This window comes from Aquamicrobium ahrensii, from assembly GCF_040545755.1.
Taxonomy (GTDB): domain Bacteria; phylum Pseudomonadota; class Alphaproteobacteria; order Rhizobiales; family Rhizobiaceae; genus Mesorhizobium; species Mesorhizobium ahrensii.
On sequence record NZ_JBEPMN010000001.1, the window covers coordinates 386921 to 401294 of the forward strand.

Genomic DNA, 14374 nt, shown 5'->3' on the forward strand with positions numbered 1-14374 from the left:
TCGTGTTGTGACCTGAATTTGAAAGCTGGATGCCTGGAATGCGGAAATACATCCTGTCTGCAAGCCTTGCCCTTTTCGTCGGTGTAACGGCGATTGCGGCGACAGCCGTGACGACGCCTGCGCAGGCCAGCGAGATAAAATACATCGTCAACAATATGCCGATCACCTCGGCTGACATTCAGCATCGCAACGCCTTCTTCCGCCTTCAGCGGCGCAAGGGCGACGCGGCCAACGAGATGATCGAGCAGACCCTGCGTCTTGCCGAAGCGCAGAGGCTGGGCATCCGTATCAGTGACAAGCAGGTCAACGACGCCTATGCCCGCTTCGCCGCGAGCAACAAGATGCAGCTTGCGCAACTCGACGCGGTCATGGCGCAATCCGGGGTGACCAAACAGCACTTCAAGGAGTTCATCCGTTCGCAGCTTGCGTGGAATCAGACGCTGGGGGCGCGCTACCGCGCCGAGCAGTCGGGAACCGGCCTGACCAGCCAGCAGGAAGCCGTGCGCAACATGCTCAAGAAAGGCGGCTCTAAACCATCCGCCACTGAATATATGCTTCAGCAGGTGATTTTCGTCATCCCGCCGGCTGAGCGCAAATCGACGCTCGCCAAGCGCAAGCGCGAGGCCGAATCCTTCCGCGCCCGCTTCAACGGTTGCGCCAACACTCAGCAATTTGCCAAAGGTCTTCTGGATGTGACCGTTCGCGATCTGGGCCGCATTATTGCGCCACAATTGCCACCGGAATGGGCCGACCAGATCAAGAAAACGAAGGCCGGCGGCGCAACCGGCGTCCGGGAGACCGAGCGCGGTGTAGAATTCATCGGCGTATGCAGCGCGCGCGAGGTTTCCGATGACCGCGTGGCGGAACTGGTTTTCCAGAGCGAGAACGCCAATGCCGGTGCGGACGAACTCGGCAACAAATACATGGATGAGCTGAAAAAGAAGGCCAAGATCGTTCAGCGCTGACATGCACAACAGCCGCGCTCCGCTTGCCGTCAGTATCGGCGACCCTTCCGGTATAGGACCGGAAATCGCCGTTGCGGCATGGCTGCGACGGAATGCGGATACCCCGCCCTTCTACCTGATTGCCGATCCGGCGCTGGTTTCGGCTCGGGCCAGACTGCTCGGCGAGGAGATTCCTCTCGCAGAAGTGACGCCGGCGCAGGCAGTGGACCGCTTTCCCCGCTTTATGCCCATTGTCCCGCTTGAAAGCCGATTTACCGATACTCCCGGCCACCCCGACAAAGCCAACGCCTTCGGCATAATCGAGGCCATCGACCGCGCCGTTGCGGATTGTTTTTCCGGTGTGGCCGCCGCGGTGGTCACGTGTCCCATCGCCAAGAAGCCGCTTTACGACGCAGGCTTCGGTTTCCCGGGGCATACCGAATACCTCGCGCATCTGGCCACGCAGCGTACCGGAAAACCGGTCAGGCCTGTCATGATGCTGGCCGGCCCGGAGTTGAGGACGGTTCCCGTGACCATCCATATCGCTCTTTTGGAAGTGCCGAAATCCTTGACCACCGATCTCATTGTCGAAACGGCGCGCATCACAGCCAAAGATATGCGAGCCCGTTTCGGGCTGGCCAATCCAAGGCTGGCGATCTCGGGGCTGAACCCCCATGCAGGTGAGGATGGAGCCATGGGCACGGAAGACCGTGATGTCATCGCGCCGGCCATTGCGACGCTCAAGGCGGAAGGCGTCGACGCTTTCGGGCCGCTGCCGGCCGACACGATGTTCCATGCCAGCGCCCGCACCCGCTATGACGTCGCCCTGTGCATGTATCACGATCAGGCTCTTATTCCGGCCAAGGCTCTGGCCTTCGACGAGGCCGTAAACGTGACGCTCGGCCTGCCGTTCATCCGAACATCCCCGGATCACGGCACCGCATTCGACATTGCCGGAAAGGGCATAGCGCGCCCCGACAGTCTCATTGCCGCCCTGAAACTGGCCGGCAAGCTGGCCGAAACCGGCAAGACCGCGGAGGTTGCGTGAGCTTCGACGGACTGCCTCCTTTGCGCGAGGTCATCGACCGGTACGAGTTGCGGGCGAAGAAGGCTCTCGGCCAGAATTTCCTGCTCGATCTCAATCTCACCGGCAAGATCGCCCGCACCGCTGGAGACCTGTCGCACGCGACAGTGATCGAAGTCGGTCCCGGACCTGGCGGCCTGACGCGTGCGCTGCTCGCCCACGGCGCGAAAAAGGTCGTCGCCATCGAGAAGGACGAGCGTTGCCTTGCCGCCCTGGACGAGGTTTCACGACACTATCCCGGTCGGCTGGAGGTCATACCGGGTGACGCGCTGAAGACGGATTTTTCGCAACTGGCCAATCCCGGCGAGCCGATCAGGATCGTCGCCAACCTGCCCTACAATGTAGGCACCGAATTGCTGGTGCGCTGGCTCACCGCACGGGAATGGCCCCCCTTTTATCAATCCATGACGCTCATGTTCCAGCGTGAGGTGGCGCAGCGCATCGTGGCTGAGCCAGGCGCGGATGCTTATGGGCGGCTCGGCGTTTTGGCCGGCTGGCGCACGCAGGCGCGCATCGCCTTCGATGTGCCGCCGCAAGCCTTCACTCCGCCGCCCAAGGTGACGTCTTCCGTAGTGCATCTCGTGCCGCGCGCCGAACCGCTGGCCGCAGACGTGGGCAAGCTCGGCAAGCTGACGGAAGCGGCTTTCGGCCAGCGCCGCAAGATGCTGCGCCAGAGCCTGAAGGGGCTGGGAGGCGAGAGCCTTCTTGCAAAAATGGGGATCGATCCGACGCGACGTGCCGAAACCTTGAGCGTCGAGGAGTTCGTTCGCCTCGCAAACGCGATCTAAAGCGGTTCTGGTTTTTCAATGAATCGGCAGAAACGCTTGTTTTGGCCGCATTTCCGGACGCAAAACCGCTTCACACTTTTGCTGGAAATGCTCTAAACAGGCTTACACGACCGTTTCGTCAAGCAATCCCGAGACGAAATCGAACAGCCCCGGCCGGCGGTCACGACGCAGCCGCTCCGCGGTCACGATCGACACCACTTCCGTGAAAGCGCGGTCAAGATCGTCATTGACGACGACGAAATCATATTCCGTCCAATGCTCGATCTCATCGCGGGCGTTTTTCAGCCGGGTTTCGATGACCGCTTCCTGATCTTCGGCGCGGCGCTTGAGGCGCTCTTTCAGTTCCGCCATGGAAGGCGGCAGGATAAAGATCGAAACAATGTCGCCTCGCATCTTTTCGCGCAGTTGCTGCGCACCCTGCCAATCGATGTCGAAGAGCATGTCGCGCCCCTCGGCCATGGCGCGCTCCGCAGGTCCACGTGGTGTGGCGTAGTAATTGCCATGCACCTCGGCCCACTCCAGCAATTCGTCATTATCGCGCAGGATTTCAAATTCGCGACGGGTACGAAAATGATAATGCCGCCCATCGATCTCGCTGCCGCGCCGCGGACGTGTGGTGACGCTGACCGACAGTTCGAACTGGTTGTCGCTCTCCAGAAGGTTTCGCGCAATGGTCGACTTGCCGGCCCCCGAAGGAGAGGACAGAACGAGCATCAAGCCCCGCCGACGAATTTGGGAACCGGCATCTTTTGACGGCATCTGCTACTCCAGATTCTGAACCTGCTCGCGGAATTGATCGACAACGGCCTTCAGTTCAAGCCCTATGGCGGTGATCGAGGCGGCATTCGATTTGGAGCATAAGGTATTCGATTCGCGGTTGAATTCCTGCGCAAGAAAATCGAGCTTGCGCCCGATAGCGCCACCCGAAACCAGCAGCGCGCGCCCGGCGGCCAAATGGGTCTTCAGTCTGTCGATTTCTTCACGAATATCCGCCTTGGTGGCGAGGAATGCAGCTTCCTGATGGAGGCGCGCCTCATCCAGCTCTCTGGATGAATCGAGCAACAGCTTCACCTGCTCGCCAAGCCGCGCCCGGATGGCCGGAATCTCTCGCGACGGGTCAGCTTCAGCGCGCAATGTCAGTTCTTCGATACGTTGCAGGTGCCCAAGCAACAGGCCATTGAGCGCCTGCCCTTCCTGTTGGCGCGCCTGCTCAAGCTGTGAAAGCCCATGTTCAAGCGCCTGATGGATTGCAGCATCGAGTGCCGCGCGCATTTCCGGTGTTTCGGCCGCATCGGGAATGTCCAGAACGCCGCGAAGCGCCAACAGGCCATCTGCGCTGGGGGCTGCTATTCCGAACTGCTCCTGAAGACGCATGGCGAGACCGGCGACATTTTCCAGGAAAACTTCGTTCACCACAGGCTGAGCCATCGTTCCCGCAGGCCGGGTGACGTTGAGGCTGGCCTGAAAGCTGCCACGCGTAAAACGCTTCTGGATCGCCTGTCGAACTGGAAGCTCCAGCCTCTCGAAACCGGGCGGAAGGCGCAAACGCACCTCGGCACTCTTGCCGTTCACCGACTTGAGTTCCCACGCTACAGCCGAGCCCTCGTGCTCCGCAGTAGCGCGCGCAAATCCCGTCATGCTTTGCAAGGTCATGCGATTCTCTCCCGCCTTCCGCCGACAAGCCCGGCGGGCATCGCCACGATTTGACCGGACAAACGATCCGGCTACCGGTTCTACTGAGTTGAAGTTGTTCCCGCGGCTTCACCCGCCGCAGCGGGTTGGCCGGCAGGCGCCTTTGCCGCTTCCTCGGCCTGCTTGCGCTGCCAGGCGCGATAGCGCGCAACGTTTTCGTTATGCTCTTTCAACGTCGTCGCAAAGGCATGTCCGCCCGTTCCGTCGGCGACGAAGTAGAGATCTTCCGTCTTGGAGGGATTGGCGACAGCCTCAAGCGAAGCACGCCCCGGATTCGCGATCGGCGCGGGCGGCAAACCGTTGATCGTGTAGGTGTTGTACGGCGTGGGTTTTTCGATATCCGACTGATAGATCGGGCGGTCGCTCGGCTTGCCCTTGCCGCCAAACAGACCGTAGATAATCGTCGGATCCGATTGCAGGCGCATGCCCTTGCGCAGGCGGTTCAGGAAAACGCCGGCAATGCGCGAGCGTTCGTCCCCGCGAGAAGTTTCCTTCTCCACGATGGAGGCGAGCGTCACGAACTCGTTTTCATCGGCAACAGGCAAATCGGAATCGCGACGCGCCCATATCTCGGCGACGAGAGCTTTCTGGTCGGCCATAAGCTTGTCGATCATCTGCTGGCGTGTGGCCCCGCGCGTAAAGCGCAGCGTGTCCGTCGCGATACTGCCCTCCACCGGCAGTTGCGCCGGCATATCGCCGGTCAGCGCTTCATGGCCCGCTATACGCTCGAAAGCCTGATGCACGGTCAGACCTTCCGGAATGGTCAGCGCATATGTGACCGACTTGCCGCTCTTCAGCAGGTCCATGATGTCACGCATCGAGGCGTGCGGCTTGATCTCGTACTCGCCGGCCTTGAGCGCCTGATCGTTGTTGTAGGCGCGCACGCCCATCCGGAAGATACGTGCGTCGCTGATAAGATTCCGGCGCTCAAGCTGCTCTGCGATCTGCGCGACGCCGGTATTGGGTTTGACGAGAAAGGTGTCTCCGGCGAGGGACGGACCCTGCTCGATGAAAGCCTTCTTGCCAAAATAGACTGCGAGCCCCGCGCCAACCGTAACCAGCAGCACCAGCGAAAGCACGAAGTTCAGGAAGACGATCACCTGGCTGCGGGACTTGCGCGACCTCCTGGCCGGTGGAGGCGTGCCCTTTTCCGGTCGCAAAGCTTCGTTTGCCGTCTTCGGCACGATCGGACCGGCTTGCGGTGTAGCGTCTCGGCCAAACTCGTTGCCCGCAGAATTGGTGTTCATGGCGTCCCGGTCTGATATCGTATCGTTTCCCCTCCGGCAGAGTAGGAGCGAATATGGCAAAATTCCCGGCGTTCGACACTGCCGAAGGCCATACGCGTTGGGTTGTCAGCCATTAAATCGCTGGAAGATCAGCGAAGCATTGGTGCCGCCGAAGCCAAAAGAGTTCGACAGCGCGACATCAACCTGACGCTGGCGCGGCTTGTGCGGCACCAGATCGATCGCGGTTTCGCGTTCGGGATTGTCCAGATTGATGGTCGGCGGCACGATATTGTCGCGGATGGCGAGAATCGAAAAGATCGCCTCCGCAGCACCGGCGGCGCCAAGCAGGTGTCCGATCGACGACTTGGTCGACGACATCGAAATATTTTGGGCGGCATCGCCGACCAGACGCTCGACCGCGCCAAGCTCTATCGTGTCGGCCATGGTCGAGGTGCCATGGGCGTTGATGTAATCGATGTCCGACGGCTTGAGATTCGCACGCTTCAGCGCCGCCGTCATGCAACGGAACGCGCCGTCACCATCCTCGGACGGCGCGGTGATGTGATAGGCATCGCCAGTCAGTCCGTAGCCGGTGACTTCGGCATAGATGTGCGCGCCACGGGCTTGCGCGTGTTCCAGTTCTTCGAGAACCACAACGCCCGCACCCTCGCCCATGACGAACCCGTCGCGATCGCGATCATACGGACGCGACGCTTTTTCAGGCGTGTCGTTGCGCTCGGTGGAAAGCGCCCGGCAGGCGGCGAAACCGGCCAGGGAAAGGCGCGTCACCGGCGCTTCGGCGCCGCCGGCCAGCATGACGTCGGCATCGCCGAGCATAATCAGCCGCGCGGCATCGCCGATGGCGTGCGCGCCAGTCGAACAGGCCGTGACCACAGCATGGTTGGGGCCTTTGAGGCCGTGGCGGATCGACACCTGCCCGGAAACCAGATTAATGATCTGGCCGGGAATAAAGAAGGGGCTGATGCGGCGGGGACCGCGCTCCCTGAGCGTGATGGCGTTATCGGCGATGCCTTCGATACCGCCAATGCCGGAACCGATCATCACGCCGGAGGCGCAGCGCTCGTCCTCGGTCTTCGGCTCCCAGCCGGAATCCCTGAGGGCTTCATCGGCGGCCGCGATTCCGTACAGGATGAACTCGCCGATCTTGCGCAGTTCCTTGGCTTCGAGAACGGATTCCGGATTGAAGGTTCCGTTGGTTCCGTCGCCACGGGGAATGACGTGGGCGATCTTTGAAGCAAGATCGCTCACCTCGAATTCCGTTACACGGCGCGCTGCGCTCCGGCCGGACAGAAGCTCTTTCCATCCGTGCTCGTAACCCATACCGAAAGGCGAAAGCAGGCCAAGACCCGTAACGACAACGCGCCGCATGTCAGAAATCGATATCCGCCGGAGAAATCAGGCGGAAGCCTTGTCGATGAACTTGACGGCGTCGCCGACGGTCAGGATCGTCTCGGCTGCGTCGTCAGGAATCTCTACGCCGAACTCTTCCTCGAACGCCATCACGAGCTCGACCGTGTCGAGGCTGTCTGCGCCGAGATCGTCGATAAAGCTGGCCTGCTCGGTCACCTTGTCGGCGTCGACGCCGAGATGCTCGATAACGATCTTCTTGACGCGCTCTGCGGTGTCACTCATTTGGGCATCCTCGTCTTCAGGTTAGGTCTGTCTTCGTTAGCGGTCACAATGACGCTAATCAAGTTGAAAAGATGGTCCTGCAAGAAACGCTACGAAGCAGGCCGCTTCCGGCGAACGCCAAGGAATTGCGGGCCGCATTACACGAATTCCAGCCCGTATCCAAGATGAAATGCCGACTATCACCAGGTCGTAGCCCTGGATCATTCCCCTAGATCATCGCCATGCCGCCATTCACATGAATGGTCTGGCCGGTGATATAGGAAGCCTCGTTCGAAGCAAGATAGGCAACGGCGGCGGCGACCTCCTCGCCGGTTCCCATGCGCCTGGCAGGGATGGCCGACATGATGGTTTCCTTCTGCTTGTCGTTGAGCTTGTCGGTCATCGCCGATTCGATGAAGCCGGGCGCGACGCAGTTGACCGTGATGTTGCGAGTGGCGATCTCCTGCGCCAGCGACTTGGAAAAGCCGATAACGCCTGCCTTCGAGGCGCAGTAATTGGCCTGGCCGGGATTTCCGGTGACGCCCACCACCGAACTGATGTTTATGATGCGACCATGGCGACGGCGCATCATCGGATGGGTCAGTTCCCGCGTCAGCCGGAACACGGCCGAGAGATTGACGTTGATGACATCATCCCAGTCCGCGTCGCTCATGCGCACGAAAAGCCCGTCGCGCGTTATGCCGGCGTTGTTGACCAGAATATCCACGCCTTCCAGCTCTGCTTCCGCCTTCTGGCCAAGCTCCCTGACCCCGGCAGGGTCCGAAAGATTGGCCGGAAACAGCTTCACGCGGTCACCAAGCTCGCCAGCCAGCGCTTCAAGCTTTTCGACGCGCGTGCCGTGCAGGCCGACAACAGCGCCCTGCGCATGCAGCAAGCGGGCGATGGCTTCGCCGATGCCGCCTGTCGCGCCCGTAACCAGCGCCTTGCGGCCAGTCAGATCAAACATTCCTGCCTCTCCTTCAACGCCGCGAAGCAACTCGCCCGAACTCAGCCGAGAGCGGCGAGCGCCGCATCCACATCGGCCGGCGTTCCGACGGAACTGACAGCGATATCGCGATTTATACGACGCGCAAGTCCGGAAAGCACCTTTCCAGCGCCAATTTCATAAAGAGTGGCGACTCCATTGGCCCCGAACCACTCGACTGTTTCCCGCCAGCGAACCCTGCCCGTCACCTGTTCGACCAGACGCGCGGTGATCAGATCGGGGTCGCTGGTCGGCTCCACCGATACATTGGACACCACCGGAACGACCGGAGCGCTGCGTTGCACGCCTGCCAGCGCTTCGCGCATGGCGTCTCCCGCCGGCGTCATCAGCGCGCTGTGGAAGGGCGCGGAGACCTGCAACATCAGCGCGCGTTTGGCGCCCTTGCCGGTGCAGAGCGCGGCCGCGCGCTCGACAGCCGCCTTGCTGCCCGAAATAACGAGCTGACCGCCGCCATTGTCATTGGCGATCTGGCAGACCTCTCCCTGCGCGGCTTCCGTGCAGGCGGCGTCAACGTCGCGCTGTTCGAGACCGATGATTGCGGCCATGGCGCCTTCGCCGGGAGGCACCGCAGCCTGCATGGCGTTGCCGCGAATGCGCAGCAGACGCGCCGCATCGCCAATGGACACGAAACCGGCCGCGGCGAGCGCTGAATATTCGCCGAGCGAATGACCGGCCACATAGGCGACCTTGTCCTTAAGAGAGAAGCCGCGCGATTCCAGCGCGCGCATGGCCGCCAGCGATACCGCCATCAGCGCGGGCTGCGCATTGGCGGTCAGGGTAAGCGTGTCCTCGGGCCCCTCGAAGATCAGCTTGGAGAGCTTCTCGCCAAGCGCCTCGTCAACTTCCTCAAACACCTGACGGGCCTCGGGAAAGGCTTCCGCCAGTTCCTTGCCCATGCCTGCGGTTTGGCTACCCTGCCCCGGAAAGGTGAATGCGATCGTCATTATCCGCCTCGCTTTGCGCTTTGGCCCAGCGTGTCGCGCATTGCAGCCCGCCAAGTCAAGCCCAGGCCCATTTTGCGGGACCGTGAGGCGGCTTTCGCCCCTGCTTCCTATGGGTTGCAAGGGATCACGTATCGTTAAAACGGAACACGATTCTTTGGCCGGCTCTTCCCAATTTCGCCACACGCCATAGCTTTTCGTGACATAAGCATGACAGTTGCATGACAAGGCGTTCCACAGGGAAATGTGAGTTGGCGAACGGCAGACCAGATTTTGCGGAAAAAGCGCTGCAGGCGGGTGAAATCGCCTCCCGCAAGCGCGGTGCGGCGATGGTTACAGGCATCCGTCATGCGGTGCTGATGGTCCTTGCATCCGCCGCGCTGGTCTTCGCCATCGAATGGGTGTTCCGGGGCGATTTTGCCGGCGCCGTGGCCTTCTTCGCGCAACCTTACAAGCCCGGCTGGACCACGGTTCTGGTGTTCGCTCTCGTTTTACTCGGGCTTGACGCCATCCTCGGTCGCGCTTGGCTCGCATTGCTAGCTGTCGCGCCTCTGACCCTGACACTTGCCTTCGTAGGCTACCAGAAATCGCTTTATCTGGGCGATCCGCTGTTTCCGACCGACATTCTTTTTGCACGCCAGATCATTGAATTGCTGCCATTGCTGGTGGGCGAGCGCCCGTGGACGGGCGCAGCGCTGGTTCTGGGGCTCGTTCTGGCGATAACCGCCTTGCTCTATACATGGCGCTTCGTTCAGCGTCGGGTGCCGCGCATGAGCTACAAGGGCCGCGCAGCCCGTCTCGTGCTCGCGCTGCCGGCCCTCGCCTTTTTCGTCTCGCTGATGGACTACGCCACCTTCTCCTGGACGCGCGACCGGCTCCAGATCATCCCGATGATGTGGGACCAGAAGGAAAATTACGCGAGCAACGGCTTCACCCTCGCCTTCGCGCTCAATGTGCCGATGGCCCATGTGGCCGCGCCCAACGGCTATTCCGACAAGGCTATCGATTCCGTGCCGAAGCCCGCAGTGGACACCGCGCTTCCGGACGAGCGGCCCGACATCATCATGGTGATGAGCGAATCGTTCTGGGATGCCGGCAAGCTGACCGGCGTCACCATTACGCCCGATCCGATTGCCTCCACCCGCGCACTTCAGTCGGGTGAAATGTTCTCGCCGGAATTCGGCGGCATGACGGCGAATGTCGAGTTCGAGGCGCTGACCGGCTTCTCCAACGCTTTCCTTCCGGCAGGAAGCATTCCCTACCAGCAATATGTGCGCAAGCCGCTGCCGTCCATGGCCACCTTCCTGCGCGCCGAAGGCTATCAGACGCTGGCCATCCATCCGGGCACCGATTGGTTCTGGAATCGCAGCAATGTCTACAAGGCGTTCGGCTTTGACGAATTCCGCTCGGAAAAGACGATGGCGAGCGCGGTAAAGCGTGGCCCCCTCGTCTCCGACGAATCGATGACCGACGAGATCATCGCCTCAGCCGATGCTGCTGAGAACCCATTGTTTCTTTTCGCCGTAAGCCTCCAGAATCACGGGCCCTACGAGCCGAATCGGTACGGCAACGTCGTTCATGATGTTCATGCGCAAACCAGTGAATGGGCGCGCGCTTCTCTCGCCAGTTTTGCCGAAGGCGCAGCCGATTCGGACCGTGAGCTGCAGCGCCTGATCGACTGGGCGCAGAAGCGGGAGCGGCCGACCGTCATCGCCTTCTTCGGCGATCATCTGCCGCCGCTGGGACCGGTCTATGTCGAGACGGGTTTCCTCAAGACCAATGTCGCGCCGCGCAAGGACACGCCGGAAAATATGCTCCTGCACCGCTCGACGCCGCTGGTCGTGTGGTCGAATCGTTCCGGCAAGGCAGATGGGCTGGGCGCGGTCAGCCCGGCCTTCCTACCACTGCATGTGTTCAACGTGGCCGGCATCAGCCACCCCTATTACACCGGTTTCCTCGGCGATCTTCATCAGCGCTATCATGTGGTGGAGCGCTCCCTGCTTCTTTCGGGCGATGGCGAAGCCTCGCTGGAGTGGGCGCGGCAGAAGGAGATCGATCCCGCGATCCGTGATTTCCGCTATCTCCAGTACGACATGATGTTCGGCAAGCATCACGCCGCGCCGGGCTTCTTCCCGGAGACGATCGGCGACATCATTGCACACGCAAGCTGAGACGGGATTTGGACGAAAGGCGAGCGGAGACTTGACATTCCGGGCGCATCCAGTATGTGTCGCGCCAAGTTTCCGCTTCCGGGCGCCGCCCCGTATTGTTGCGGCTTAACCCCAGGAACATAAACGGACGAGCATCATGGCAAAAGCCGCGAACATCAAGATCAAGCTTCTTTCGACCGCCGACACCGGCTTCTTCTATGTGACCAGCAAGAACAGCCGCACGAAGACGGACAAGCTCTCCTTCCGCAAGTACGATCCGGTCGTGAAGAAGCACGTCGAATTCAAGGAAACGAAGATCAAGTAATCTTCATATTCCGGATTTTCGAAATGCCGCCTTTCAGGCGGCATTTTTTGTTTGCGCTCACTTCTCTCAGCGTGACTTTTTTCCCCATTTAAGAAACACTTCCCGCGCGCCATGATCCAGACCGAAAGGCCTGTACGTATGCTCATCCGCCTTACCTACACCTCCACCTTTCGTCCCCATATCACCGATGCTGACATCGACGGGATCACCGAAAAGGCTGCCGCTTTCAATAGGCGGCATTCCATTACCGGTATTCTCGCCGTCGAGGGCGAGCGGGTCTGCCAGATCCTTGAAGGGCCGAGGGAGGCGGTGGAACAGCTTTTCGAATCCATTCAGCGCGACCAGCGCCATTACGGTGTGGTTGAACTCGATATCAGCACGATCGAGAAGCCTGCTTTCGAGGATTGGGGCATGGTGCGCCGGCCGATGGTCGACATCGTCACGCTCGCCTTTTCGCTGTGAAAGCAAAAGCCCGTTGCAGCATGGTTATGATTTTGGAGGATCGGGGGCCGGTCGGCGATGGCAGCGGTACGAGGAGGCCACTATTGCCAAGGCCGGCCGGCCGACCCCACGGAACCCAGGAGATGCGGCGGACCTGAGAAACATGGGGTATTCCTTCGGACGCGGATATTTCTTCCATGCCCATGGCCTGCAACGTCGCGCAAGGGGAACCGAAAATCAACCATTTCTTAACCACGATTATCGACGTGGCGTAATTAACGTAAACCGTCAACCTTAAGCAGTTGGCGGATTGCCGGAGCGGCAGGCTTATGCCGCCTTGCCAACCACCTTGTTGCGGCCGCTTCTCTTGGCCTCGTAAAGCGCCATATCGGCTCGTTTCAGCAGCGCTCCCGCATCGTCGGCCTGGCCCCTGAGGGATGAAACCCCCACGCTGATCGTCACGTTGACCGCTTGCCCTTCCTTGCCGATGGCAAAGGGCGTGCGAGCAATTTCCGCACGTATCCGCTCGGCGACCTTTTCGGCAACCGGCCCGTCGGTATCCGGCATGACGACGACGAATTCCTCCCCGCCGAACCGGCAGATCAGATCGATGCCACGCATGTTCTGGCGCAGGCGGCGTGCAAATTCGCGCAGCACGTCGTCGCCCCCGTCATGGCCGAAGCTGTCGTTGATCGACTTGAAACGGTCGAGATCCACGATCATCACGGACAAAGGCCGCCGGCGCACCACCGCCCGTTCGAACAGGGTCTGCAGGTGATTATCCAGATAGCGCCGATTATGCAGCCCGGTCAGCGCATCCGTCACCGCCATCTCTATCGACTGGGCGACGCTGGCGCGCAGGCGGTCGTTGTAGCGCTTGCGCCTGATTTGCGTGACAAGCCGCGCCGTCAGCTCGTGAGGTTCGATCGGCCTGACGAAAAAGTCGTTCACGCCAAGTTCGAGACCCCGGATGATGCGCGCATCATCATCCCGATCCGCCAGCAGGATGATTGGCAGGAAACGGGTGCGATCCAGCGATCGCAGTTGCGAGCAAAGCCTCAACGGATCGACGTCCGGCAGCGCGGTCGACACGATCACGCATTCATATCCGCCTTCCGCCGCCTGGAAGAGCCCCGCGTTCGGATCGGTCGCCAGATCGAGCTGGATGCCGCCTTTCAGCCTGGAGCGGATCTTTTCGTAAGTCTCCGTGCGCGCGTCCATAAGCAGGACCCTTGCCGGCTCCTGCTCGGCCCCGCCGCCGCGGTCCAGAAGATTCTCAAGGCCGATGTTCGCCGCTGTCGACGTGCGAAGCCGCAGTTCATCGGTCAGCATCTTGAGCCGGACGAGGCTCTTCACCCGTGTCATGAGTTGCAGATCGTTGACCGGCTTGGTGAGGAAGTCGTCAGCGCCGGCTTCAAGCCCGCGAACACGGTCCGCCACATGATCGAGCGCTGTGATCATGACCACGGGCAGATGCGCAGTTGCCGGATCGCTCTTGAGGCGGCGGCAAACCTCGAAACCATCCATTTCCGGCATCATCACATCGAGCAAAACCACATCGACCTTGCTCGTCTCGCAGATCTCCAGCGCCTCGGCTCCGGAATTGGCGGTGACGACCTCGAAATACTCGGCCAGAAGGCGAACCTCGAGCAGGCGAACGTTTGCAGGAATGTCGTCAACGACAAGGATGCGCGCAGTCATGCATCCCCCAGATAGGATTTTATCGTCTCTATGAAGCGCGGCACCGAAATCGGCTTGGAAATATAGGCTTCGCAGCCACCCTGGCGGATGCGCTCCTCATCTCCCTTCATGGCGAAGGCGGTGACGGCGATCACCGGAATGACATGGAGTTCATCGTCTTCCTTCAGCCATTTGGTCACTTCCAGTCCGGACACTTCGGGAAGCTGTATGTCCATGAGGATCAGGTCGGGCTTGTGCGTGCGCGCCAGATCGAGCGCCTCCAGACCGTTCCGCGTGCGCACGGTTTCGTAACCGCTGGCCTCGATGAGGTCGCGAAAGAGCTTCATGTTGAGCTCGTTATCTTCGACGATCATTACCTTTTTCGGCATCGACTTCCCGTCGCGATTGTCATTCGGCCGAATGACATCGCCCCCTGCAATCTGGTCGGACCGCATCAAACCCAAC

15 protein-coding genes are annotated in these 14374 nt (G+C 60.7%); 6 read left to right on the top strand and 9 right to left on the bottom strand.

Going from position 1 to position 14374, the window contains the following annotated elements; all coding sequences use genetic code 11:
- The first annotated feature begins 29 nt into the window (after positions 1–29).
- The 3 genes from ABID44_RS01950 to rsmA are packed head-to-tail and all read left to right on the top strand — an operon-like array spanning position 30 to position 2816.
- Positions 30–965: a peptidylprolyl isomerase gene (locus ABID44_RS01950; protein WP_354149990.1), complete on the top strand. Its 936-nt coding sequence runs from the start codon at positions 30–32 to the stop codon at positions 963–965.
- A gap of 1 nt (position 966) precedes the next feature.
- A complete protein-coding gene (gene pdxA, locus ABID44_RS01955) occupies positions 967–1992 on the top strand; it encodes a 4-hydroxythreonine-4-phosphate dehydrogenase PdxA (RefSeq protein ID WP_354149991.1) in 1026 nt (341 codons plus the stop codon).
- Positions 1989–2816, top strand: a complete 828-nt coding sequence (gene rsmA, locus ABID44_RS01960; protein WP_354149992.1) for a 16S rRNA (adenine(1518)-N(6)/adenine(1519)-N(6))-dimethyltransferase RsmA — start codon at positions 1989–1991, stop codon at positions 2814–2816. Before pdxA ends, rsmA begins: the two co-directional genes overlap by 4 nt.
- A gap of 102 nt (positions 2817–2918) precedes the next feature.
- Here the strand turns inward: rsmA and gmk are convergent, their stop codons facing one another.
- From gmk to fabD, 7 genes are all read right to left on the bottom strand, one after another.
- The gene (gene gmk / locus ABID44_RS01965; RefSeq protein ID WP_354149993.1) at positions 2919–3575 is read right to left on the bottom strand and encodes a guanylate kinase; all 657 of its coding nucleotides are present in this window, start codon (positions 3573–3575) and stop codon (positions 2919–2921) included.
- 3 nt (positions 3576–3578) lie between these two features.
- Positions 3579–4469, bottom strand: a complete 891-nt coding sequence (locus ABID44_RS01970; protein ID WP_354149994.1) for a YicC/YloC family endoribonuclease — start codon at positions 4467–4469, stop codon at positions 3579–3581.
- Between the two features lie 80 nt (positions 4470–4549).
- Entirely contained in the window at positions 4550–5755 is a 1206-nt protein-coding gene (mltG, locus tag ABID44_RS01975; protein WP_354149995.1) for an endolytic transglycosylase MltG, read from the bottom strand.
- Positions 5756–5860: 105 nt separating this feature from the next.
- Positions 5861–7123 (bottom strand): beta-ketoacyl-ACP synthase II, encoded by a 1263-nt coding sequence (gene fabF, locus ABID44_RS01980; RefSeq protein ID WP_354149996.1) that lies wholly within the window; start codon positions 7121–7123, stop codon positions 5861–5863.
- A 27-nt stretch (positions 7124–7150) separates the two neighbouring features.
- Positions 7151–7387: an acyl carrier protein gene (locus tag ABID44_RS01985; protein ID WP_035033204.1), complete on the bottom strand. Its 237-nt coding sequence runs from the start codon at positions 7385–7387 to the stop codon at positions 7151–7153.
- Positions 7388–7595: 208 nt separating this feature from the next.
- Positions 7596–8333, bottom strand: a complete 738-nt coding sequence (gene fabG, locus ABID44_RS01990; protein ID WP_354149997.1) for a 3-oxoacyl-[acyl-carrier-protein] reductase — start codon at positions 8331–8333, stop codon at positions 7596–7598.
- 41 nt (positions 8334–8374) lie between these two features.
- Positions 8375–9316, bottom strand: coding sequence for an ACP S-malonyltransferase (fabD, locus tag ABID44_RS01995; RefSeq protein ID WP_354149998.1), 942 nt, complete (start codon positions 9314–9316; stop codon positions 8375–8377).
- 218 nt (positions 9317–9534) lie between these two features.
- Here fabD and ABID44_RS02000 point away from each other — a divergent pair, with 218 nt between their 5' ends.
- The 3 genes from ABID44_RS02000 to ABID44_RS02010 all read left to right on the top strand — a co-directional run bounded on the left by ABID44_RS02000 (position 9535) and on the right by ABID44_RS02010 (position 12250).
- Positions 9535–11484 (top strand): LTA synthase family protein, encoded by a 1950-nt coding sequence (locus tag ABID44_RS02000; RefSeq protein WP_378226744.1) that lies wholly within the window; start codon positions 9535–9537, stop codon positions 11482–11484.
- A 136-nt stretch (positions 11485–11620) separates the two neighbouring features.
- Positions 11621–11788 (top strand): 50S ribosomal protein L33, encoded by a 168-nt coding sequence (rpmG, locus tag ABID44_RS02005; RefSeq protein WP_035033210.1) that lies wholly within the window; start codon positions 11621–11623, stop codon positions 11786–11788.
- 138 nt (positions 11789–11926) lie between these two features.
- Positions 11927–12250 (top strand): BLUF domain-containing protein, encoded by a 324-nt coding sequence (locus ABID44_RS02010; protein ID WP_354149999.1) that lies wholly within the window; start codon positions 11927–11929, stop codon positions 12248–12250.
- A 306-nt stretch (positions 12251–12556) separates the two neighbouring features.
- Here the strand turns inward: ABID44_RS02010 and ABID44_RS02015 are convergent, their stop codons facing one another.
- On the bottom strand, positions 12557–13930 hold the full coding sequence (locus ABID44_RS02015) for a PleD family two-component system response regulator (RefSeq protein WP_354150000.1): 1374 nt from the start codon (positions 13928–13930) through the stop codon (positions 12557–12559).
- On the bottom strand, positions 13927–14283 hold the full coding sequence (locus tag ABID44_RS02020; protein WP_084496673.1) for a response regulator: 357 nt from the start codon (positions 14281–14283) through the stop codon (positions 13927–13929). The genes ABID44_RS02015 and ABID44_RS02020 overlap by 4 nt, the downstream gene beginning before the upstream one ends.
- Positions 14284–14374 lie beyond the last annotated feature (91 nt).